Source organism: Methylibium sp. Pch-M (assembly GCF_004136295.1).
In the GTDB taxonomy this organism is placed as follows: domain Bacteria; phylum Pseudomonadota; class Gammaproteobacteria; order Burkholderiales; family Burkholderiaceae_C; genus Methylibium; species Methylibium petroleiphilum.
Genome location: NZ_CP029606.1, coordinates 2,874,082 through 2,895,354 on the forward strand (window position 1 = coordinate 2,874,082; position 21,273 = coordinate 2,895,354).

The 21,273-nt window shown below is 68.6% G+C and carries 23 protein-coding genes; 20 read left to right on the top strand and 3 right to left on the bottom strand.

What is annotated here, in order from left to right; all coding sequences use genetic code 11:
* Positions 1-63 precede the first annotated feature (63 nt).
* Complete coding sequence (gene soxC / locus C1M51_RS13850) at positions 64-1,377, top strand: sulfite dehydrogenase (protein WP_129450623.1); 1,314 nt, start codon at positions 64-66, stop codon at positions 1,375-1,377.
* Positions 1,364-1,972 carry a c-type cytochrome gene (locus C1M51_RS13855; protein ID WP_129450625.1) on the top strand — a complete coding sequence of 203 codons (609 nt, stop codon included), beginning with the start codon at positions 1,364-1,366 and terminating at the stop codon, positions 1,970-1,972. Before soxC ends, C1M51_RS13855 begins: the two co-directional genes overlap by 14 nt.
* A 33-nt stretch (positions 1,973-2,005) precedes the next feature.
* On the opposite strand, the gene C1M51_RS13860 is transcribed toward C1M51_RS13855, so the two are convergent.
* A complete protein-coding gene (locus C1M51_RS13860) occupies positions 2,006-2,593 on the bottom strand; it encodes a TetR/AcrR family transcriptional regulator (protein ID WP_129450627.1) in 588 nt (195 codons plus the stop codon).
* Between the two features lie 188 nt (positions 2,594-2,781).
* Here C1M51_RS13860 and C1M51_RS13865 point away from each other — a divergent pair, with 188 nt between their 5' ends.
* The 3 genes from C1M51_RS13865 to C1M51_RS13875 are packed head-to-tail and all read left to right on the top strand — an operon-like array spanning position 2,782 to position 5,736.
* Positions 2,782-3,813: a sensor histidine kinase gene (locus C1M51_RS13865; protein WP_011828514.1), complete on the top strand. Its 1,032-nt coding sequence runs from the start codon at positions 2,782-2,784 to the stop codon at positions 3,811-3,813.
* Positions 3,810-5,258: a sigma-54 dependent transcriptional regulator gene (locus C1M51_RS13870; protein WP_129450629.1), complete on the top strand. Its 1,449-nt coding sequence runs from the start codon at positions 3,810-3,812 to the stop codon at positions 5,256-5,258. The genes C1M51_RS13865 and C1M51_RS13870 overlap by 4 nt, the downstream gene beginning before the upstream one ends.
* Positions 5,259-5,277: 19 nt before the next feature.
* On the top strand, positions 5,278-5,736 hold the full coding sequence (locus C1M51_RS13875) for a cyclic nucleotide-binding domain-containing protein (RefSeq protein WP_129450631.1): 459 nt from the start codon (positions 5,278-5,280) through the stop codon (positions 5,734-5,736).
* Between the two features lie 24 nt (positions 5,737-5,760).
* On the opposite strand, the gene C1M51_RS13880 is transcribed toward C1M51_RS13875, so the two are convergent.
* Both C1M51_RS13880 and C1M51_RS13885 read right to left on the bottom strand, forming a co-directional pair.
* A complete protein-coding gene (locus C1M51_RS13880) occupies positions 5,761-6,501 on the bottom strand; it encodes a sulfite exporter TauE/SafE family protein (protein WP_242499738.1) in 741 nt (246 codons plus the stop codon).
* On the bottom strand, positions 6,501-8,291 hold the full coding sequence (locus tag C1M51_RS13885; protein ID WP_165349694.1) for a SulP family inorganic anion transporter: 1,791 nt from the start codon (positions 8,289-8,291) through the stop codon (positions 6,501-6,503). The genes C1M51_RS13880 and C1M51_RS13885 overlap by 1 nt, the downstream gene beginning before the upstream one ends.
* Before the next feature lie 376 nt (positions 8,292-8,667).
* Here C1M51_RS13885 and C1M51_RS13890 point away from each other — a divergent pair, with 376 nt between their 5' ends.
* From C1M51_RS13890 to C1M51_RS13960, 15 genes are all read left to right on the top strand, one after another.
* On the top strand, positions 8,668-9,879 hold the full coding sequence (locus C1M51_RS13890) for an aromatic ring-hydroxylating dioxygenase subunit alpha (RefSeq protein ID WP_129450633.1): 1,212 nt from the start codon (positions 8,668-8,670) through the stop codon (positions 9,877-9,879).
* A 27-nt stretch (positions 9,880-9,906) separates the two neighbouring features.
* Positions 9,907-10,368: an aromatic-ring-hydroxylating dioxygenase subunit beta gene (locus C1M51_RS13895; RefSeq protein ID WP_129450635.1), complete on the top strand. Its 462-nt coding sequence runs from the start codon at positions 9,907-9,909 to the stop codon at positions 10,366-10,368.
* 22 nt (positions 10,369-10,390) lie between these two features.
* On the top strand, positions 10,391-11,428 hold the full coding sequence (locus tag C1M51_RS13900; protein WP_129450637.1) for a 2Fe-2S iron-sulfur cluster-binding protein: 1,038 nt from the start codon (positions 10,391-10,393) through the stop codon (positions 11,426-11,428).
* 13 nt (positions 11,429-11,441) lie between these two features.
* A complete protein-coding gene (locus tag C1M51_RS13905; protein ID WP_129450639.1) occupies positions 11,442-12,170 on the top strand; it encodes a cyclic nucleotide-binding domain-containing protein in 729 nt (242 codons plus the stop codon).
* A gap of 127 nt (positions 12,171-12,297) precedes the next feature.
* Complete coding sequence (locus tag C1M51_RS13910) at positions 12,298-13,443, top strand: ABC transporter substrate-binding protein (protein WP_129450641.1); 1,146 nt, start codon at positions 12,298-12,300, stop codon at positions 13,441-13,443.
* 98 nt (positions 13,444-13,541) lie between these two features.
* On the top strand, positions 13,542-14,876 hold the full coding sequence (locus C1M51_RS13915) for an ABC transporter permease subunit (protein WP_129450642.1): 1,335 nt from the start codon (positions 13,542-13,544) through the stop codon (positions 14,874-14,876).
* A 1-nt stretch (position 14,877) separates the two neighbouring features.
* On the top strand, positions 14,878-15,744 hold the full coding sequence (locus C1M51_RS13920; RefSeq protein WP_011828525.1) for an ABC transporter ATP-binding protein: 867 nt from the start codon (positions 14,878-14,880) through the stop codon (positions 15,742-15,744).
* A gap of 3 nt (positions 15,745-15,747) precedes the next feature.
* On the top strand, positions 15,748-16,572 hold the full coding sequence (locus C1M51_RS13925; RefSeq protein WP_011828526.1) for an ABC transporter permease: 825 nt from the start codon (positions 15,748-15,750) through the stop codon (positions 16,570-16,572).
* Between the two features lie 10 nt (positions 16,573-16,582).
* Positions 16,583-17,473 (top strand): ABC transporter ATP-binding protein, encoded by an 891-nt coding sequence (locus C1M51_RS13930; protein WP_129450644.1) that lies wholly within the window; start codon positions 16,583-16,585, stop codon positions 17,471-17,473.
* A 58-nt stretch (positions 17,474-17,531) separates the two neighbouring features.
* Complete coding sequence (locus C1M51_RS13935; protein ID WP_129450646.1) at positions 17,532-18,389, top strand: amidohydrolase family protein; 858 nt, start codon at positions 17,532-17,534, stop codon at positions 18,387-18,389.
* Between the two features lie 22 nt (positions 18,390-18,411).
* A complete protein-coding gene (locus tag C1M51_RS13940; protein WP_129450648.1) occupies positions 18,412-18,885 on the top strand; it encodes a GNAT family N-acetyltransferase in 474 nt (157 codons plus the stop codon).
* Positions 18,886-18,905: 20 nt separating this feature from the next.
* Complete coding sequence (locus tag C1M51_RS13945; protein ID WP_129450650.1) at positions 18,906-19,271, top strand: hypothetical protein; 366 nt, start codon at positions 18,906-18,908, stop codon at positions 19,269-19,271.
* Complete coding sequence (locus C1M51_RS13950; RefSeq protein WP_310733931.1) at positions 19,259-19,930, top strand: nitroreductase family protein; 672 nt, start codon at positions 19,259-19,261, stop codon at positions 19,928-19,930. Before C1M51_RS13945 ends, C1M51_RS13950 begins: the two co-directional genes overlap by 13 nt.
* Positions 19,931-19,987: 57 nt before the next feature.
* Entirely contained in the window at positions 19,988-20,611 is a 624-nt protein-coding gene (locus C1M51_RS13955; RefSeq protein ID WP_129450652.1) for a class I SAM-dependent methyltransferase, read from the top strand.
* Between the two features lie 77 nt (positions 20,612-20,688).
* On the top strand, positions 20,689-21,243 hold the full coding sequence (locus C1M51_RS13960; protein ID WP_129450654.1) for an Rrf2 family transcriptional regulator: 555 nt from the start codon (positions 20,689-20,691) through the stop codon (positions 21,241-21,243).
* The last annotated feature ends 30 nt before the right edge of the window (positions 21,244-21,273 follow it).

A 21,273-nucleotide genomic window follows, 5' to 3' on the forward strand; every position in this document is an offset into this window, starting at 1 on the left:
ACCGCGCGCCATGACCCGCCGCCGGGGCCTTTGCGTCCGGGCGATCGACGAGGAAACACGACCATGAAGAATTCGAACACGACCCGACTGATGGAGGCCGCCCGGACCGAACTGCAGGTGGGCAGTTCCCTCACCCACGACCCGGGGCGGCGGGCCCTGCTGGGCCGCTCCGCCACGGCGGTGGCGGCCGGCGTGACCGCGCTCGCCGCCGGCCGCAGCGCGGCCGCGCCGCTGACGGTGCCGGCCGCGAACCTGGCGATGGGGCGGGCTCTGCCGGAGAGCGAGTACGGCATGCCGTCGAAGTTCGAGGCGCACGTGAAGCGTCGCCGGACCGATGTCTTCGTCAACAAGCAGAACTTCTCGGACTGGAGCATGACGCCGCTGCACCAGCAGCACGGCACCGTCACGCCCAATGGGCTGATCTACGAGCGTCACCACAACGGCGTTCCGGAGATCAACCCCGATGAGCACCGCTTCGCGATCCACGGCATGGTGAAGCAGCCGCTGGTGTTCACGATGTCCGACCTGATGAAGTACCCGTCGGTGTCGAAGTTCTATTTCATGGAGTGCTCCGGCAACGGTCTGACCGATTGGCTCAAGGCTGCGTCGAAGACCGTGCAGCAGACGCACGGCATGCTGTCGTGTGCGCAGTGGACGGGCATCCCGGTGTCGACGCTGCTGCAGGAGGCCGGCGTGATGCCCGGAGCGACCTGGGCGCTGGCCGAGGGCGCCGACGGCGCGGCGCACGCGCGCAGCATCCCGATGCAGAAGATGCTGGAGGACGCGCTCATCGTCTACGCCGCCAACGGCGAGATGCTGCGGCCCGAGAACGGCTACCCGCTGCGCCTGTTCATCCCGGGGTGGGAGGGCAATGTCAGCATCAAGTGGCTGCGCCGCATCAAGCTGGGTGACCAGCCCTGGAACCTGCGCAGCGAGACGGCGCGCTACACCGACCCGATGCCGGACGGGAAGTGGCGACAGTTCAGCTTCGCGATGGAGGCCAAGTCGGTGGTGACCTCGCCGTCGGGGGGCATGACGGTGCGTCCCGGAGAGATCGAGATCCTCGGCTTCGCGTGGTCCGGGCAGGGCAGCATCCGCGCCGTCGACGTGACGCTCGACGGCGGTCGCACCTGGCAGGAGGCCACGCTGGAGCCGCCGGTGCTCGACAAGTGCCTGACCCGCTTCAGGCTGCGCTGGAAATGGGACGGTCGACCGACGTCGATCGCCAGTCGTGCCGTCGACTCGACGGGTTATGTGCAACCCACCGTGGAAGAGATCAAGAAGGTCCGCGCGATCACCGGCTTCGTGCAGCACCACAACGGCATCTTCCCGTGGTCCATCGATGCCGCCGGGGAGGTGAAGAATGCGATCGCCTGAATTGTCGTGGTGCGGCCTCGTCGTCGCGTGCTGTCTGGCAGGTTGCGCGGTCCCGGCTGCCGCACCGAACGCGGCGGCGCCTTCGCCGCACGGCCATGCGATCTCGGAGCAGGAACTGCAGGCCTGGAACATCGACGTGCGCGGCACCGACGGCGCGGGGCTGCCGCCGGGGTCGGGTTCGGTCGCGGCGGGCAAGGCGGTGTTCGACGCCAAGTGCGCCGCCTGCCACGGCGCCGCTGCGGCCGGTGGGCCGGTGTTCGGGCCCATGGTCGGTGGCATCGGCTCCTTCAAGACCGATCGCCGCGTGCTCACGCCGGGCAGCATGTACCCGTATGCACCGATCCTGTTCGACTACGTGCGACGTGCGATGCCGATGAACGCGCCGCAGTCGCTGACGAACGACGAGACCTACGCGGTCAGCGGCTACCTGCTGCACCTCAACGGCTTGGTGCCGGCCGATGCGGTGATGAGCGCGCAGACGCTGGCGGCGGTGCGCATGCCCAACCGCGACGGCTTCCTGGTCGACGACCGGCCCGACACCCGGGCCACTCGGTGCATGCGCGACTGCCCGCCGATCTCGAGCGCGGCGCGCTGAACGGCGGCTGCCGGGCGCCGCGGGACCGTGGTGTCAGGCGGCCAGCGCCCGCAGCGCCATCGAGTTGAAGCGCTCGGCGATCTGCCGCGGCCCGACGCGGCCCGAGGGCTTGAGCCACAGGTAGCTGTAGAAGTACATGCCCAGCAGGCCCTTGAGCACGATGGCGTCGTAGGGGCGGAACACGCCCTGGCGTTCGCCATCGACCAGGATGCTCTTCCACGCACCCTCGTAGCGGGCATGCAGCGCCATCACCTCGCGGTGCCGCTCGCCGGTGAGCGACTGCACCTCGCGGAAGCACACCGTCAGCTCGGCCTGGTGCGACGCGATCTTCAGCATCAGGTAGTCGCCCAGCAGCACCAGCCGCTCGGCCGGCGGCAGCTCGCTGCGTGCCACCTCGGCGGCGTGCGCGGCCAGGTCGACGATGTACTCGCGGCTGATGTCGTACAGCAGGTCTTCCTTGCTGCGGATGTGGTGGTAGAGCGCGCCGCGCCCGAGCGAGACCGCGTCGCCGAGTTCGGCGATGCCGACCGCGTGGAAGCCGCGCGCCGCGAACAGCTGGGCCGCGGTCTTGAGGATGCGTTCGCGCTGGGGGGCTTCGGCGGGGGTCTTGTTCTTGTTCATCGGTCGTTCTGCAATCGGCAATCGACAGCCGGATTCTAGAGGCCGCTGTACCGTTTGTTCCACCCTTCGATACGGGGTCGGCGTGCGCGCCGGTCGGTGCGTGGGGGTCGCTCTCTATTGCTGCGTGCACTGCGTGCCCATACGCTCTGTTCTGCCCCCGCCATCATCTGTTCCATTGACCGATACCGATGAGAGCCCAGCGCCATACGTACGATCTTGCCGAGGTGTTCGAACAGATCTTCTCGGCCGCGCCGTGGCCGATGTTGATGCTGGGTGAGGACGCCGCGGTGCTGGGCGCGAGCGACGAATACGGCCACGGCGAGGCCGACTCCGACCTGCCGCTGCGCGCACGTGCGCCGCACTACCTGGCTTCGTTGCGTGGCGGCCCGCCGTGGTCGGCTGCGCAGGAGGCCGACAGCGTGCGGACGCTGCCCTCGGGGGCGCAGGTGCACGAGCGGCTGTTCCTGCGCCGCACGCCCTGGGGAGCCAGCCTCGTGATCGTCGACCAGACCGACCTGCGCCAGCTCCAGACCTCCGACCTGCAGACGGCACGGCTCGCCGCGCTGGGCTTCATGGTGGCGGGCGTCTGCCACGAGATCACGAACCCGCTCACCTCGCTGCACTCCATCGTGCAGATCCTGCGGTCCGAGAAGCAGCCGAGCCCGGCGCTGCTGGACAAGGGCTTCGACAACATCGCGGTCAACGTCAAGCGCATCCTCGACATCTCGCGGCGGCTGGTGAAGTTCTCGCGCGTCGGCGACGAGCCGCGCTACGGCTTCGCGGTCGACGAGGCCATCGAGGAGGCGCTCTACGTGCTGCGCCAGGACGACCTGCTGCGTGACGTGGAACTGCAGTACCTGCGCCGCGACGCAGGCCTGAAGGTGTTCGGCAACACGGGGCAGATCCGCGAGATCTTCCTGAACCTGTTCGTCAATGCCGCGCAGGCGATGGCCGGCCGCGGCACGCTACGCATCGAGACCCGCGAGGCCGGCCCGATGGTCGAGGTGCTGGTCGGCGACACCGGCCCGGGCGTGCCGGCCGAGGCCGTGGGACGCATCTTCGAACCCTTCTTCACCACCAAGTCCAGCATGCACGGCACCGGGCTCGGGCTGGCGATCAGCACCGAGATCGCCCACGAGCACGGCGGCAGCCTCTCGCTGCGACACACCGGCAGCGAGGGCGCCACGTTCTGCGTCGCGCTGCCCAGGGAACGCGCATGAGCAGCCAGCCCCGCAGGGAAGCACCGGCCGAAGCACGGCGGCCGTCGGAGCAGGTGCTCGTGATCGACGACGACCACGGCATCGGCGACTGTGTCGAGATGCTGCTGCAGCGCGCCGGCTACACCTGCGTGATCACGCGCACCGGCGGCGAGGGCCTGGCGCAGCTCCGCGGCCGCGAGTTCGACATGGTCATCACCGACCTGCGCCTGCCCGACGCCAGCGGGCTGGACATCGTGGCGGCCAGCAAGGCGGCCCACCCCGAGACGCAGGTGATCCTGATGACCAGCTTCTCGTCGGTCGAGAGCGCGATCGAGGCGCTGCGCCTGGGTGCCAACGACTACGTGATCAAGCCCTTCGACAACGACGACTTCCTGTTCTCGGTGGAGCGGGCGCTCGGCGAGCGCCGCACCCGCATGGAGAACGTGGCCCTCAAGCGCAGCCTGCGCAAGGCCTATTCCCAGAACGCCATCATCGGCGAGAGCGACGGCGTCAAGCGCCTGCTGGGCATGATCCAGCGCGTGGCCGCCACAGAGGCCAACGTGCTGATCCAGGGCGAGAGCGGCACCGGCAAGGAACTGGTGGCCCAGGCCATCCACTTCGGCGGCAACCGGGCGCACCGGCCGTTCGTCGCGGTGAACTGCGGGGCCATCCCGGCCGAGCTGATCGAGTCCGAGCTGTTCGGCCACGTCAAGGGCGCCTACACCGGCGCGGCCTCGGCCAGCGAGGGCCTGATCCGCGAAGCCAGCGGCGGCACGCTGTTCCTCGACGAGATCTCGGAGATGCCGCTCAACGTGCAGGTGAAGCTGCTGCGGGTGCTGCAGGAGCGCCAGGTGCGACCGCTCGGTTCGGGGCAGAGCTACATCACCGACACCCGCTTCCTCGCGGCGAGCAACCGCAACCTGAAGGAGAGCGCCGAGAGCGGCAGCTTCCGCGCCGACCTCTACTACCGCCTGAACGTCATCACGATCCATGTGCCGCCGCTGCGCGAGCGCGGTGCCGACATCGAGTTGCTCGCGCGCCATTTCATGCAGCTGTTCAGCCGCAAGTTCGGCAGCCGGGTCAGCGGCATGGACCGGGACTTCATCGACTTCCTGCACCGCCACTCCTGGCCCGGCAACGTGCGCGAGCTCCAGAACGTGATCGAGCGCGCGGTGATCCTGGCCGACGCCGACATCCTGAGCGCGGCCGACCTGGAGGAAACGCTCGCGCTGCCGGCCAAGGAGACACACCTGCCCCTGGGCAGCGGGCTGCCCCTGTCGGTGGAGGAGTACATCAAGGAAGTCGTGCTGCTCTACCAGGACCGGCACGGCGAGGCCGAGCTTGCGGCGATGCTCGGCATCGGCCGCAAGGCGCTCTGGATGCGGCGCCGCAACTGGGGCCTGCACCGGCAGCGCGAGCGCGCACCGGCCGGCGACGAGCTAGACCACCTCCACCGCGTTCAGTGAACCGCACGGAAAGCAGGCCATGTCGAACGAATCCGCCGAACTGCTGACACCGAACCTGATCCTCGCGCAGACGGGCTTCTTCCAGGGCCTGACCGCGCGCCAGCTCGAGCGCATCGCGCTGCTCAGCGAGGTGCAGCACTGCAACGAGGGGCAGCAGGTCTACCGGGTCGGCGAACCGGCCAGCCTGGTCTATGTGCTGGTGCGCGGCATGGTCCGGCTCGCGGTGGGCTACGGCGAGCGCAACGCCAGCGCCGGCAACATGCTGCGGCGCGGCGAGGTGTTCGGCTGGGCGGCGCTCACGCCGAGCTGCAACCTGCGCATCGCCACCGCCACCTGCCTCACGCCCTGCAGCTTCCTGGCGATCGACGGCAACGGCCTGCTCGGTCTGATGGAGCAGGACCACACGCTGGGCTACCGCCTGATGACCCAGCTCAACCGCATCATCTCCGGCACGCTGACGGCCTTCGCCGGCGGTTGACGCAGCGCCCCGGCGGCGGGCGCGCTACAGCGCGCGCAGCAGCAGGCCGGCCCCGACGGCGATGCACAGCGCGCCCACGGCGCGTCGCAGCAGCGCGGCATCGACGGCGTGCGCGAGATGCACGCCGATCCACACGCCGGCCACCTCGAACACCGTCAGCAGCGCGGCGAGTTCGAGGTCCACGATGCCGTGCGCCAGGTGGCCCACGCTGCCCGAGACCGAGGCCAGGATCTGCACCACCTGGCTGGCGCCGATCGCGGTCAGCGGCGCGAAGCCGCTCAGCACCATCATCGGCACCGACAGCGCCGGGCCCCCCACGCCGGTGAGCCCCGAACCGAAGCCGGTGAGCGCGCCGATGCCGAACAGCAGCGCGCGCCGCTGCCGCGGCCGACCCTCGAAGGCGGTGCGGCGCCGCGCGCCGCCCCCGAGCAGCGTATAGACGCCGGCCAGCACGATCAGCACGGCCAGCACCAGCCCCAGCAGGTGGGCATCGAGCCGGGCGTTGGCCCAGGCGCCGACCGCGCCGAACAGCGCGCCGCCCGCGCACAGCGGCAGCGTGACCGACCAGTCGATGCTGCCGCGCCGCTGGAAGAACCAGGTGCCGACGATGCCGGTGAAGATGAAGGTGAAAAGGGCCGTGGCCATCGAGGCCTGGATGGGCAGCGGCGCCAGCAGGTTGAGCGCCGGGATCAGCAGGATGCCGCCCACCCCCACGGCGCCGATCAGCACGCCGACGACCAGCGCGACCGCGAACAGCCCGGCCATCATGGGGCGCCAGCCGGCTCGCGCGGTGTGCCGTCGGGCAGCGTGCGCTGGCACTGGCTGAAGATGCGGGCAGGGCAGTGGCGGCAGACCTGCGGGTCCAGCCGCGGGTAGAGGGCGTCGATCACGTTGCTGCCGATCGCATGCAGGTTCTCGCGGCCGATGGCGTCGAGGTGGCCGGAGCGCGCCAGCACGTCGACGGCCGACGGGTGCAGGCGGTGGAAGTACAGGCCGCCGCCGAGCTGGCGGCGCCGGCGGGCCTCCTGGCCCAGCAGCTCGGCCCCCGAGCTGTCGATGAAGTTGATGCCCGGCGCCAGCACGAGCAGGTGCTTGTGGCCGGGATCGGCAGCGTCGATGTCGCGCAGCCGACGCTGCACGTGATCGACTGCACCGAAGTAGATGGGCCCGTCGATGAAGACCATCTTCAGCTGGCAGCAGTCGGGCTCGTCGGTCTGCGGGATGAAGTGGTAGCTGTGCGCGCCCGGCGCCGGGACCGCGTCGCGGATCTCCGGCCGGGCCGTGCGTTCGAGGAACACCATCAGCGACAGCAGCACGCCGACGTAGATGGCGAACTCGAGGTGCAGGAACAGGGTGGCCAGGAACGTCGCCGCCAGCACCGCGGCCTCGGCGCGACTGGTCCGCAGGATGCCGCGGATGTGGTGCACGTCGACCAGCGAGTACGCGACGACGAGCAGGATCGCCGCCATCGAGGCGATCGGCAGGTAGCGCACCAGCGGCGCCAGCGCCACCAGCGTCAGCACCAGGAACAGCGCCGAGAACACCGGCGCCAGCGGGGTCTTCGCGCCGGCCGTGTGGTTGACGCCGCTGCGCGTGAACGAGCCGCTGGAGACATAGCTCGAGGCGAAGCTGCCGACCACGTTGGCGAGGCCCTGGCCGATGAACTCCTGGCTGCTGTCGATGCGCTGCCCCGACTTCAGCGCGATCGCGCGTGCGATGGCCACCGCCTCGGTGAGCGAGAGCATCGCGAGCGCCAGCGCGATCGGTGCGAGCTGCCTCAAGGTCTCGGCCGAAGGGATCGGCATCGACAGCGGCGGCAGGCTGCGCGGGATGGCCGACACCATCGCGATGCCCGTCTCCGGGCCGAACAGCGCGGTCAGCGCCAGCGCATGCAGGCTGCCGACCGCCATGGCGACGATCATGTGCGGCGCGCGCGGCAGCCAGGTGCGCGTGCCCACCGCCGCCAGCAGCGTGACGATGCCCACGCTCAGCACGTGGACGTTGGTGTCCGGCAGGCGCTGCACGAACAGCCGCAGGGTCTCGATGAACGACGCGCTGGCCGGCGCGGTGATGCCGAAGAAGTTCTTCAGCTGGCTGGTGGCGATCAGCACCGCGGCGCCGGCGGTGAATCCGATCACCACGCTGTGCGAGATGAAGTTCACCAGCACGCCGAGGCGCGCCAGCCCCATCGCCAGCATCAGCAGCCCCGTCATGAAGGTGAGGCTCAGCGCCAGCTGGATGTAGGCCGCGCTGCCCGGTTCGGCCAGCGGACTGAGCGTCGCGAAGATGACGATCGACAGCGCGGCGGTGGGGCCGGACACCAGATGCAGCGACGAGCCGAACAGCGCGGCCACGATCACCGGCACGATGGCCGTGTAGAGGCCGTAGGCCGGTGGCAGCCCGGCGATGCTGGCGTAGGCGACCGCCTGCGGCACCAGGATGATGGTGCCCGTGAGTCCGGCCAGCAGGTCCGCGCGCAAGCTGCGCCGGTTCACCATCGGCCACCACTGCAGCATGGGCAGGAGCCTTGCGAGCCAGCGGTCGGTCGTTGCCATGGTGCTTTCGTTGGGGCGCGCGTGAAGGCGGTGCGATGCGCGCCGCCGCAGCACGCTGTCGCATCGCCAGCGCCTCGTTCAGCAAAGTTGGTGCCACGCACGCCAGCGTGGACATCGGGGTGCATCGGCACGCGCGCGTTTCGAATGGAAACGACCGCCGGTTTCGCTGTGAAACGTCGACCGGTCCGGTGCGCTGATGGAAACCCTTGGAAGCACCGCAGCATCGGTTCGTCGAAGCGCGATTTCGGCCTCCGCGCCGCCTGGAAACCGCGATGGATCCCGTGGGCACGGACCGTGCAATGAAGGTGTCGTCACGGACGCAGCGGTGACTTCGAGCGCTGCGTCATCCCCGTCTTCGCAACTCACGGAGAGCCGCATGTCGCGCAATGCAACCGAGTGGCAGCAACGCCCCAACTTCCCCGACACCCACTTCGTCAGCACCGACATCTACACCGACGAGCAGATCTTCAGGCAGGAGCAGGAGCTGATCTTCAACAAGGTGTGGATCATTGCCTGCCACGAGTCCGAGCTGCAGAACGCCTACGACTACCGCACCTTCAACCACCCGGGCGGCGCGCCGCTGATCGTGGTGCGCGGCGAGGACATGAAGGTCCGCAGCTTCTACAACATCTGCCCGCACCGCGGCAACACGCTGCTCTACGAGCCGGTGGGCAATGCCAAGCGCATCACCTGCATCTTCCATGCGTGGTCATTCGACGTGAAGGGCAACTGCATCGACATCTCGCGCGGCAAGCAGGGCTACCAGGACCGCTACGGCTGCGAGCAGGCCGGCCTGCGCGAGGTGAAGACCGAGATCGGCTACGGCGGCTTCGTGTGGGTCAACGTGGATGACCAGTGCTCATCGCTCGGCGAGTACATCGGCGACTCGATGGGCATGCTCGACGAGCAGCTGAAGATGCCGCTCGAGGTCTTCCACTATCACAAGGCCGTGGTCAACACGAACTACAAGCTGTGGCACGACACGAACAGCGAGTTCTATCACGACTACATGCACTACTTCAATCGCATCACCGGGATGATCCAGCCCGGCTATTTCGATCGGAAGTACACCGGCTACCCCAACGGCCACGCCTCGGTCGGTTCGATGGCGATCAAGTACGACGCCTATGAGGGCAGCAAGGCCCGTGGCGTGGGCTGGCCCGGCCTGGCACCCGGCGGCTGGGTGCTGATCGACATCTTCCCGGGCATGACCTTCAACCTGCGCACCTCGGTGCTGCGGATGGACACGGCGATCCCGCTGGGGCCGAACAAGCTGCTGATCGAGTTCCGCGGTCTGGGTCTCAAGAGCGACACGCCCGAAGAGCGGGCCGAGCGCATCCGCGACCACAACACCATCTGGGGGCCGTTCGGCCGCAACCTGCACGAGGACCTGCTGGGGGTGCATGGCCAGGGGCTGGCGATGCGCGACCGCACCGACAGCAAGTGGGTGCTGCACGGGCGCGAGGAGAACATGACCATCCACGACGAAGGCGGCATGCGCCACTTCTATGCGGAATGGAGCCGCCGCATGGGCCGCATGGCCCATGACCCGCACGGCAAGGCCGGCACGGCCCAGGCCGCCGCCTGAGCCCGGACCACCGACGCGAGGAACACCGTGGACACACGCACCGCCATCACCGAACTGATCAGCCGCTCGGCCATGACCCTGGACGAGAAGAAGTTCGACGCCTACCTCGAACTCTGCGATCCGGCCTACGTGTACCGGATCACAGCCTACAGCCCCGAGATCCGCAAGGAGATGACCTGGCTGGAGCACGACAAGCCGGGCCTGAAGACGCTGTTCACCAACCTGCCGCGGCACAACAGCGACCAGTCGCCGATGACCCGCCACGTCTGCGTGTACACGGTGAAGTTCGACGACGGCGCGGCGCAGGCCGAGGTGGTGAGCACCGTGCAGGCGTACCGCACCACGCTGGACGGCGGCACGACCGAGCTGTTCGCGGTCGGCAAGATCTACGACCGGGTCGCGCTCGGCGCCGAGGGACCGCGGATGCTCGAGCGCAACGTGCGGCTCGACACGCGGATGCTCGGCTTCGGCTACCACATCCCGATCTGAGCGCCGGCCACGGAGCCACCCCATGAAGATCGAAGTCAAGGCGCGCAATCGCGCCCATGCGTTCGACGCCGAGCCGGGCAGCCGGGTGCTGTACGCCGGCCTCGGCCAGGCCATCGACCTGCCCTACGAGTGCGGCAGCGGCACCTGCGGCACCTGCAAGGCGCGGCTGCTGTCGGGCGAGATCGACGACCTGTGGCCCGAGGCGCCCGGCCGCAAGTACCTGAAGCAGGCCGACGAGTTCCTGATGTGCCAGTGCGCCGCGCGCGGTCCGCTGTCGATCGAGGTGGCGAGCTTCGTCGAGGACCTCGAGCCCGACGTCTGCATCCCGCGTGCCGCGTCCGGGCGCATCGTCGCCGCCCGGCTGCTGACGCACGATGTGATGTCGCTGCGCATCGCGCTGGCCGCGCCGCTGTCGTTCGACGCCGGGCAGTTCGTGCTGGTCCAGGTGCCGGGGATCGACGGCTACCGCGGCTGGTCGATGGTGAACCACGCGAAGGACGCCCTCGAGCTCGATTTCGTCATCAAGAAGAAGCCCGACGGCCGGCTGTCGGACTGGCTGTTCTCGGCCACGCCGGCCGGCACCGCGGTCGAGCTGTTCGGGCCGCTCGGTTCGGCCACCTTCTATCCGGAGCTCGACAAGAACATCCTCTGCATCGCTGGCGGCAGCGGTATCGCCGGAATGATGTCGATCCTGGAGCGGGCCGCGCGGGCCGACTACTTCGCCGGCCACGACGGCGACGTCTTCTTCGGCGTGCGCTCGATGAAGGACGCGTTCTTCCTCGACGAGTTCAGCCGCCTGCGCGCCGCCTGCGGCGAGCGCCTGCGCGTCACGATCGCGTTCTCCGAGGAACCGGCGTCCGACGCGTTGCGGGCGAGCCATCCGCTGCTGCAGTTCGAGACCGGCTTCGTGCACGAGGTGGCCGGCCGTGGCATGCAGGGGCGCTATCAGGGCGTGCGCGCCTACCTGGCCGGGCCGCCGCCGGCGGTGGACGCCTGCGTGCGCATGCTGCTGATGGCACGCGTGTCGACCGACAACATCCGCTACGACAAGTTCAGCTGACGACAGGTCCCCCATGAAGCGCATCCGCATCTGCAGCGCCAGCGAGATCCCCGGCCAGGGGATGAAGTGCTACGACACGGCCACGGGCAGCAAGGTCCTCGTGGTGAACAGCGGCGACCAGTTCCACGCCTTCCAGGGCCTGTGCCCGCACCAGGACGTGTGTCTCGACGAGGGCTTCTTCGACGGCAGCACGCTCACCTGCCACCAGCACCTGTGGCAGTGGGACGTGAAGACGGGCGAGGCGCTCGGGCTGGCCGAGGCGCCGCTGGAGCGCTACGAGATCGAGCACGTCGGCGGCGAGATCTTCGTGCTGCAGTCCAGTGCGCTGCGGGCCTGCGAGCTGTTCAAGGGCATCTCCGATGCGGTGATCGGGCGGCTCGACGCCCTGGCGCGGCGCGAAGAGCACGGTGTGGCGGCGGCGCTTTACGACATCGGCGATCCGGCCGACGACCTCTACATCCTCGAATCGGGCCGCGTGGAGTTCGAGATCGGCCGCGAGGACCGCACGCGCATGGCGGGCTTCATGCTGCGCAAGGGCGAGATGTTCGGCTGGGCCGCACTGCTGCAGGACCAGCCGCGCCGCATCGCACGCGCCACCTGCATGGAGCCGTCCACGTTCCTGAGGCTCAAGGGCGAGGACGTCCTGAAGGTGCTGGCGGAGGAGCCGGCGGCAGGCTTCCTCGTGATGCGCCAGCTCTCGACGCTGATCACGCGGCATCTGCGCACGCAGGGCGGCAAGTGAACCGCGCCGCACGGGAACCCGCATAAGGAAGGCAAGCAACAACAAGGAAGCCCGCAGAGGGAGTCGAATGGTCCGATAAAACCGGGCCCGCTGCGCGGGCACCGCATGAACCAACAAGGAGACAAGCATGACGTTCTGGATGAATCAGCGTGTACGCGCGGCCGCCGCAGCGATGGCGGTGGCTTGCGGCCTCGGCATCGGGGCTCCTTCGACGGCGCTCGCCGCCGACCTCGACTACGGCAAGCCGGGGGACCCGGTCCAGCTGGTGATCGGCTACCAGCCGTACTACACCCAGTCGTGGTCCGGCGTGGTCATGCGGGGCAAGAAGTTCTACGAGAAATACCTGCCCAAGGGCTCCTCGGTCGACTTCTCGATCGGGCTGCAGGGCGCGGTGATCGTCAACGCCATGCTGGCCGGCAAGCAGCACATCGGCTACATGGGCGACATGCCGGCGATCGTCTCGACCACCAAGGAATCGGTGGCGGACATCCGCATCGTCGCGACGCTCGGCGTCGGCTTCGACCAGTGCAACATCCTGCTGGCCCGCAACGACGCGCCCAAGTTCGGCAACGGCAAGGAGGGCGTCAAGTGGCTGGAGGGCAAGCGCATCGGCATCCCGCTGGGCAGCTGCGCCGACCGCTTCGCGAAGGAGGCCTTCCGCAAGGAGGGCGTCGCGCCGGCGGCCATCATGAACCAGAACATCGAGGTCATCACCAGCGGCTTCCGCGCCGGCAAGCTCGATGCCGCGGCGATCTGGGAGCCCACCGCCTCGCGGCTGGTGGAGGAGGGGCTGGCGCGGCGCATCGCCAGCGGCGCGACGGTCAACGAGAAGGACGCCGGCTTCCTGGCCATGCGGGCCGACCTGATCAAGCAGCGTCCCGACGTCGCCAAGGCCTGGCTGAACGCCGAGCTCGACGCCCAGCTGTTCCTCGCCGACCCGAAGAACGCGATGGAGGTGGCGGCGATGGCCGCGCAGCAGGCGACCGGCTTCACCGAGAAGATGCTGTGGCACTCGCTCTACGGCCAGTACCCGGCCGAGATCGGCGGGATCCCGGTGCGCATGCAGATGCCCTTCACGCTGACACCCGAGGTGGTGGCGCAGATCAACCAGTCCGCGGCCTTCCTGTTCTCCATCAAGAGCATCAACGTCGAGAAGCTGCGCGCCGACGCGCTGATGAACGACATGGCGGCGCAGGTGCTCAAGGAGCGCAGCCTGAGTTCGCCGATCGGTGAGGTCAAGTCCATGCCCGACAGCGAGTACGGCAAGAAGTAGCCGGCCGTTCGGCCCCGAGCGAGAGAGAGAGCAGCCGGTCATCGCCGCGGCCCGGGGCCGCAGGCGGTGCCGCCACTCGGCCCCATTCAGGAGGATGCATGGATCACATCGGTGCGGTGCTCAAGCGAGCCATGCCGTTCCAGACGGTACCGCCGGAGATGCTTCAGGAGATCGTGAAGCTGTCGAAGCTGAAGTCGTATGCGCGTGGCGACATGATCTACGACCTCGACGAAGAGGCCGACGATGTCTACATCGTCGCCTCCGGCAGCGTGAACCACGCCCTGCGCAGCGAAGCCGGCGGCGAACTGCTCGAGAAGGTGATGCGCCCGGGCGACGTGTTCGGCTGGGCGGCCGTGCTGACCGGTCGCAATCGACGCATGGCCCGTACGGTGTGCCTGGAGCGTACCGAGGCCATCCGCATCAACGGCGGGGCGCTGATGGCACTGATCAAGCAGTCTCCGGCGCGCGGCGACGTGGTGATGAGCCGCTTCGCGACCATGATCACCCGCGAGTTCTCGGCGCCGCCGTCGGTCGCGGCGCGGGTGCCGCATTTCGGCGCAGCCGACTCCGGCGCGGCCCAGGGTCATGGTGGCGGCGATGGCTGGGCGCGCACGATGTTCCGCCTCTCGCAGTGGCTCAAGAGCCCCAAGCCCTACATGATGCTGGCCGGCTACGCCATGCTGCTGGGCTTCTGGTACTTCACGGTCGAGGTCTGGAAGCTGCCGCGCTTTCGGGACATGCCGGGCCTGACGACGGTGTTCACCGAGATGTTCAACCGCCATCCGGTGTACGGGCTCTCGATCTACACGCCGGAGTACTACGACCACATCTGGGCCAGCGTGCGGCGGGTCGCCACGGCCTTCTTCCTGGCCACCGGGCTGGGCGTGCCGCTGGGGCTCTTTCTCGGCTGGTCGAAGACCTTCCGCGAATACGTGTTCCCGATCTTCGAGACGCTGCGGCCGATCCCCATCCTGGCGTGGGTGCCGCTGGCGATCCTGATGTTCTCGGGCACCGAGACGCCGGTGATCTTCCTGACCTTCCTGGCCTCGTTCTTCGCCACGGCGCTCAACACCATGCTCGGCGTCGAGTCGATCGACGAGTCCTACAGCCGCGCGGCCTACTGCCTGGGCGCGAGCAAGTGGCAGGTGTTCCGCGAGGTCATCGTGCCGGGGTCCATGCCCTACATCTTCACGGGGCTGCAGATCTCGGTCGGGGTCGCGTGGTTCTCGCTGGTGGCCGGCGAGATGGTCTCGGGCGAGTTCGGCCTGGGCTATGTGATCAACACCTCGTACACGATGGTGCAGTACCCGACGATCGTGATCGGCATGGTCACGCTCGGTGCGGTGGGCTACGTGACCAGCGCCATGGTGCGTGTGGTGGGCGACATGATGATGCAGTGGCGCGTGCGCGAGCTGGCGTTGGGAGGACGCTGAGATGAACACCACCCAGGAAAGACAGCGCCAGTCCGGCGGCCGGGCCGCCACCCAGGGCGCGATCCGCATCGACGATGTCGTCAAGGTCTACGACCCCGACGGCGCGGCCGTGATGGCGGTGGACCACTGCACGCTCGACATCGCGGCCGGCGAGATCTGCATGATCGTCGGGCCATCGGGCTGCGGCAAGACCACACTGCTCAACGCGATCGCCGGCTTCCACAGCATCAGCTCGGGCACGATCACGATGGACGGCGAGGTGCTGTGCGGTCCCGGCAAGCCCAAGGCCGAGCCGGGCTCGGACCGCATCGTGGTGTTCCAGAACGGCGCGCTGTTCCCGTGGAAGACCAATCTCGAGAATGTCGCCTTCGGCCCGCTGATGCAGGGGAAGATGGGCAAGAAGGAGATCTACGAGAAGGCCCGCCGCATGATGGCCGATGCCGGCCTGAGCGGCACCGAGAACAACTACCCCGGCGAGGTGTCCTCGGGGCTGCGCCGGCGCGTGGAGATCGTGCGCGCGCTGATGAACGACCCGAAGGTGCTGCTGTTCGACGAGCCCTACCGCGCGCTCGACTCGCTGACCAAGTCGGTCATGCACGAGGCACTGCTGGAGATCTACTACAAGAACAAGGTCACGATCTTCTTCATCACCCACGACCTCGAGGAGGCCATCTTCCTCGGGCACCGGCTGGTGATCATGACCTCGCGGCCGTGTCGGCCGAAGAAGATCCTCGATGTCGACATTCCCCACCCGCGCGACTACAGCGTGCTGACGAGCCCGCGCTTTCGCGAGCTGATGGAGGAGACCAGTGCGATCGTGCACGAGGAAGCGAAGAAGTCCTTCGCGGCCGGCGAGAAGGAGGGCTGAACCATGAGCCATGGCATCACCCGTTTCCGCCAGCGCGTGCTGAGCCGCTCGACGCTGCGCGCGATCATCGCCTTGACGGCCTTCGTCATCCTGTGGGAACTGGGCGCGCGATCGCCCGAATGGCTGGGCTTCGCGCTGCCCTGGATCGGCCAGGTGCCGGCGCCCAGCGGCGTGCTCAAGGCCTGGGCGGGCCTGCTGGGCAATGCCGGCTACTGGGAGAGCTGGTACCTCAGCCTGGTCCGGGTGCTCGCGGGCTTCGGCGCGGCGATGCTGATCGGCATCCCGCTGGGCCTGATGATGGCCGTGAGCAAGGCGGTGCACGGCGTCGTGTTCCCGAGCTTCGAGCTGCTGCGGCCGATCCCGCCGCTGGCCTGGGTGCCGGCCTCGATCATCTTCTGGCCCACGGCCGAGATGTCGATCGCCTTCGTGACCTTCCTCGGCGCCTTCTTCACCATCGTCATCAACGTCGTCGGGGGGGCCAAGTCGATCGACGTGCGCTACTTCCAGGCGGCGCAGGCGATGGGCGCGTCGCAGTGGGACATCTTCCGCCGCGTGGTGCTGCCGGCCACGCTGCCGTCGATCGTGGTCGGCTCCGCGGTGGGCATGGGCATCACCTGGGAGGTGGTGGTGGCGGCCGAGATGATCTCCGGCGGCGGCAAGAGCGCCGAAGGCGGGGGCCTGGGCTTCTTCATCTGGAACTCGTACGTGGGCGGTTCGTACGAGCAGATCGTCGTCGGCATGATCAGCATCGGCATCGCGGGCTTCGCCTGCAGCGAGGCGCTGCGTGCGCTCGGCGGACTGGTCACGCCTTGGTTGAAACAGCGTTGAGGAGTGCACGATGGCCCAACACAAGCCTTCGGGCAGCACGCGCGGCGAGATCCAGGTCCGCAACGTCACCAAGACCTACGGCGCCGGACCGTTCGCCAAGACCGTGGTGCAGGACTGCTCGTTCACGATCGAGCGCAACAAGCTCACCGTGATGATCGGCCCGTCGGGTTGCGGGAAGAGCACGCTGATCCGGTTGCTCGCGGGCTTCGAGAAGCCCGACAGCGGCAGCATCCAGATCGACGGGCGGCCCATCACCGGCCCCGGCAAGGACCGTCTCGTGGTGTTCCAGGAAAGCGCGCTGTTCCCGTGGATGACGACCATGGACAACATCCTCTACGGACCGCGCGCGCGCGGCGAGCAGAACGGGCAGACGCAGTCGCAGGCCGACTTCCTGCTGGAGAAGGTGGGACTCAAGGCCTTCAGCCGCAAGTACCCCACGCAGCTCTCGGGCGGCATGCAGCGGCGTGCCGAACTGGCGCGCGCCATGATCAACAACCCCGACGTGATGATCCTCGACGAGCCGTTCCGCGGACTCGACGCGATGTCGAAGGAGCTGATGTGGGAGTACTACTCCGGCCTGTACGAGGAGTCGCACCGCACCAATTTCTTCGTGACCACCGACATCGACGAGGCGATCTTCCTCGCCGACCGCCTGATCGTGATGACGAACATCCCGACGCGGGTGCGAGCGACGCTCGAGGTCGACATCCCACGGCCGCGAAGGCTGGCCAACGCCTTCGACAGCGAGCGCGCCAACGAAATCAAGATGCAGGCGCTGTCGCTGCTGCACGAGGAGGCCATGAAGTCCTTCTCGGGCGGCAGCCGCGCCGCGGCGGACTTCATCGAGGCCTACGCCAAGCGCACCGGCAAGGCGCCGGCCGAAGCGAAGCTGCCGGAGTGAACGCCGTCGCGCCGCCGACCCGCCCAACGAACGAACCATCCAAGAAGGAGAACCCCCCATGGCCAGCAAGAAGGTGATCGACATGCGCAGCCGCCCTGCGTTCCTGCACGATTTCTACGGCAAGACGCGCGGCACGCCGGAGTTCGAGGTCGTGAAGTGGCTGAACGGCCGGGTCGGCTCGCGCGACCTGGAGCACTTCACGCATTCGAAGAACATCGACGGCTACCTGCGCGACATCAAGGAGACGCGCATCACGGCGGCAGTGGTGGTGGGGCGCGACACGCCCGGCATCAAGCACTCCAACGACGAGATCCACGAACTCGTCCGCGGCCACAAGGAACTGGTCGGGGTGGGCTCGATCGATCCGCACCGCTGGGGCGTCAAGGCGGCGATCGACGAGGTGGAGCGCGCGGTGCGGCAGCTCGACCTCAAGGCGATCAACGTCGAGCCGGGCTTCGGCAGCCCGCTCTGCAAGGCCGACGACCCGATGCTGTTCCCGATCTACGACGCCTGCGCGCAGCTCGGCGTGCCGGTCTCCATCATGTCCGGCCCCACGGCGCCGAGCCTCGACATGGTCACGCCCACTGCGGTAGGCCACGTGGCGAAGGCCTTCCCCAAGCTGTCGATCATCTGCTACCACGGCTTCTATCCGTACGTGAACGAGATCATCGGCGTCGCGTTCCGATGGGAGAACGTGTTCATCGTGCCCGACATGTACATCTTCGCGCCGGGGGGCTCGCTCTACGTCGAGGCCGCGAACGGCTGCATGCGCCACCAGATCCTGTTCGGCAGCTCCTACCCGTTCCGGCCGATGGGACAGTCGATCAACGACTACCGCACCCTCGGCTTCGCGGAGGGCGTGATCGACGACGTGATGTACGGCAACGCGAAGCGCGTGCTGAAGCTCGGCGTCTAGCCGCCCGGACCGGAGAACCGCCGTGAAGGACCTCGAGATACGCGCCGCGCGGCTGTCCGACGTGCCGCGTCTCCTGGAGTTCTACAAGCAGCTCGACATCACGCCCGAGCCCGAGATGCCGATCGAGCACGCCTGGGCGCGCTTTCTCGATCTGGAAGCGAACCCGCTGCACCACATCTACGTGGCGGAGTCGAACGATCTCATCGTGGGCACCTTCTCGGTGGTCTTCGTGGGCGGCATCTCCCACGGCGCGCGCGACTCGTGCATCGTGGAAGACGTGGTCGTGGCGCCGGACGCCCAGGGACAGCGGATCGGCCGGCGGATGATGCAGTTCGCGATGAAGCTGTGCGCGGCGCGAGACTGCTACAAGCTGGTGCTGTCGAGCCACGTCAATCGCGAGAAGGCCCATGCCTTCTACGAAGGCCTGGGTTTCCGCAAGCACGGCTACAGCTACCTGATCGACCCCGGAGACGCCGCCGCGGCGGCGCCTGCCTGACCGACCGGAGGAGACCCGCCATGGTGGAGGCCGACGAACGCGGTGCCGAGTACAGCATCCAGGTGAGCGCCGTGGCGGATGCCGGTTGCTCGGTCTATCGGGCACGGGTCGTGGTCAAGGAGTTGCCTGCGATGCGCCCGGTGTTCTGCGACGACGTGCTGCCGCAGGAGCAGACCTGGCCCCAGCTTCAGGAGGCGCTGGCCGCGGCGCTCGCCCGGGGGCAGCGGTTCGTGCGCTTCGCGCTGTGCCGCCGGTTCGCCGAGGGCGTGGACGACGACGAGGCGGCCTGGGAGGCGATGCGTGCCGGGCCGGCTCTTGGAGCGGCCGCGACACGCTCGCCGGTCGAGTGGCGCAGCACCGGTCTCCATCCGACGTGGACGCAGTGACGTTCGTCGCGCCTGAAGAAACCGGGGGTCGCAGCACGCCGTCGCTGCCTGCGTGCGAACACGACGGCGCGTCGCGCGCGGGTGTCGGGCTGCGGGCGATGATGGCCGCAAGGCAGCACACGTCTCCGAAGCGTCTGGTCGCGCCGGGTCCTGACGCGGATCAGGTCGAGAGCCTGTTCTGCGCGGCCGCGACGGCGCCGGACCACGGCCGGCTCGTACCCTGGCGCTTCGTGATCGTTCCTGCCGATCAGCGCGCGCGCCTGGCCGAGGCCTTCGCGCTGGCCTTGATCGACCGTGATCCCGGCGCGACCCTGGTCCAGATCGAGGCAGCCCGGCTCAAGGCCTGGCGTGCCCCGTGGATCGCCCTGGCGATCGCGCGATTGCGAGACGACGAGCGCGATGCCGACGCCGTTCCCGCGGCCGAGCGGCTCGTCTCGCTCGGCGCGGCGCTCCAGAACCTGCTGCTCGCGGCGCACTCGATGGGCTTCGGCAGCGGGTTGACCAGCGGCCGTGCGATGGCATCGACGCGCCTGCGCGGCCTGTTCGGCGTGCAGCCGCACGAGCAGGCCGTGTGCTTCGTCAACGTGGGCACCGTGGTGGGACGGCGACCCGTGTCGCCCAGGCCCGCGCCGGCCCGGTTCGTCAGTTGCCTTTCGTAGTGGCAGACCGGGGCTGCGGCGTATGCTCGCCGCCACCGCAATCCTCGGTGCGCACCGATGAGCAACTTCTACAACGATCACATCCTGCCGCGCGCGGTCGATGTCATCTGCGGTCTGCCCAGCTTCGAGAGCGGGCGCGCCGAACTGGTCCCGCAGGCCTCGGGTCGGGTGCTCGAGATCGGCATGGGCACGGGACGCAATCTGCCGTACTACCGCGCTGCCGGACTGCAATGCCTGTGCGGCGTCGATCCCGGCCTGCATGCCCTGGCCCGGCGCCGGGCCCAGGCCGCAGGCCTGGAGATCCAGGCGCTGCCGTTGTCGGCCGAACGCATCCCGGTGGACGACCGCAGCTTCGATTGCGTGGTGTCCACCTTCACGCTCTGCACCATTCCCGATGCGGCCCAGGCGTTGAAGGAGGTCCATCGCGTGCTGGTGCCGGGCGGGCGCCTGCTGTTCCTGGAGCACGGAGCCGCGCCTGACGCGTCGGTGCGGCGCTGGCAGGACCGCCTCACGCCGTACTGGAGGCCGCTGGCCGGCGGCTGCCATCTCAACCGCGAGATGCCGGGGCTGATCGAGTCGGCGGGCTTCCGGATCGAAAGCCTGCAGCGCCGCTACCGGCCCGGGCCGAGATGGCTGACCAGTCTGTACTCGGGAGTCGCCCGACGCGGCGACGATCGTTGAGCCTTCACTCCGGCGAGCAGTCAGTGCGCTGCTGATTTCGCTTGCGCCATTGAACGCGGACAAATATAGTCTGCGTTATGGCGCACCTCACCAGCAGTGTCGAATACGGCCTCCATTGCCTGCTCTGGCTGGTGGACGCCGGCGAGACGCAACCGAGCAGCCGCGACCTGGCGGAACTGCAGGGCATCTCGCCCAGCTTCGTGGCGAAGATCTTCCCGAAGCTGGAGAAGGCCGGCATCGTGGCGGCCAGTGCCGGCGTGCGCGGCGGCTACCGCCTGGCGCGGCCGGCGGAGCGCATCACGGTGCTGGACGTGGTGGATGCGATCGAGGGCGACAAGCCCCTGTTCGACTGCCAGGAGATCCGCGGCCGCTGCGCCGTCTTCGAGGGCGATGCGCCGCGCTGGGCGACCGGCGGCGTCTGCGCGATCCACGCCGTGATGCTGCGCGCGGAGAAGTCGATGCGCGACGCCCTGGCCCAGGAAACGCTCGCCGGCCTGGCCCTCACGCTGGGCCGCAAGGCGCCGGCGCGTTTCGGCCCGGACGTGCAGGCGTGGCTGAGCGACCGCGGCCAGTCGCGCGGCTCCGCCAGGGCCGTGCCGATCGCGCCGCTGCGGCGCGATCACGACCCGTGAACTGAGCGTCCCACCCCCTGATCGGCACCG

Coding starts and splice junctions, on each gene's coding strand:
- C1M51_RS13905 (WP_129450639.1), top strand. CDS start 11,442: ATGAAGCGCATCCGCATCTGCAGCGCCAGCGAGATCCCCGGCCAGGGG.
- C1M51_RS13960 (WP_129450654.1), top strand. CDS start 20,689: ATGGCGCACCTCACCAGCAGTGTCGAATACGGCCTCCATTGCCTGCTC.
- soxC (WP_129450623.1), top strand. CDS start 64: ATGAAGAATTCGAACACGACCCGACTGATGGAGGCCGCCCGGACCGAA.
- C1M51_RS13930 (WP_129450644.1), top strand. CDS start 16,583: ATGGCCCAACACAAGCCTTCGGGCAGCACGCGCGGCGAGATCCAGGTC.
- C1M51_RS13915 (WP_129450642.1), top strand. CDS start 13,542: ATGGATCACATCGGTGCGGTGCTCAAGCGAGCCATGCCGTTCCAGACG.
- C1M51_RS13870 (WP_129450629.1), top strand. CDS start 3,810: ATGAGCAGCCAGCCCCGCAGGGAAGCACCGGCCGAAGCACGGCGGCCG.
- C1M51_RS13885 (WP_165349694.1), bottom strand. CDS start 8,291: ATGGCAACGACCGACCGCTGGCTCGCAAGGCTCCTGCCCATGCTGCAG.
- C1M51_RS13880 (WP_242499738.1), bottom strand. CDS start 6,501: ATGGCCGGGCTGTTCGCGGTCGCGCTGGTCGTCGGCGTGCTGATCGGC.
- C1M51_RS13855 (WP_129450625.1), top strand. CDS start 1,364: ATGCGATCGCCTGAATTGTCGTGGTGCGGCCTCGTCGTCGCGTGCTGT.
- C1M51_RS13920 (WP_011828525.1), top strand. CDS start 14,878: ATGAACACCACCCAGGAAAGACAGCGCCAGTCCGGCGGCCGGGCCGCC.
- C1M51_RS13925 (WP_011828526.1), top strand. CDS start 15,748: ATGAGCCATGGCATCACCCGTTTCCGCCAGCGCGTGCTGAGCCGCTCG.
- C1M51_RS13865 (WP_011828514.1), top strand. CDS start 2,782: ATGAGAGCCCAGCGCCATACGTACGATCTTGCCGAGGTGTTCGAACAG.
- C1M51_RS13910 (WP_129450641.1), top strand. CDS start 12,298: ATGACGTTCTGGATGAATCAGCGTGTACGCGCGGCCGCCGCAGCGATG.
- C1M51_RS13900 (WP_129450637.1), top strand. CDS start 10,391: ATGAAGATCGAAGTCAAGGCGCGCAATCGCGCCCATGCGTTCGACGCC.
- C1M51_RS13890 (WP_129450633.1), top strand. CDS start 8,668: ATGTCGCGCAATGCAACCGAGTGGCAGCAACGCCCCAACTTCCCCGAC.
- C1M51_RS13945 (WP_129450650.1), top strand. CDS start 18,906: ATGGTGGAGGCCGACGAACGCGGTGCCGAGTACAGCATCCAGGTGAGC.
- C1M51_RS13955 (WP_129450652.1), top strand. CDS start 19,988: ATGAGCAACTTCTACAACGATCACATCCTGCCGCGCGCGGTCGATGTC.
- C1M51_RS13875 (WP_129450631.1), top strand. CDS start 5,278: ATGTCGAACGAATCCGCCGAACTGCTGACACCGAACCTGATCCTCGCG.
- C1M51_RS13860 (WP_129450627.1), bottom strand. CDS start 2,593: ATGAACAAGAACAAGACCCCCGCCGAAGCCCCCCAGCGCGAACGCATC.
- C1M51_RS13935 (WP_129450646.1), top strand. CDS start 17,532: ATGGCCAGCAAGAAGGTGATCGACATGCGCAGCCGCCCTGCGTTCCTG.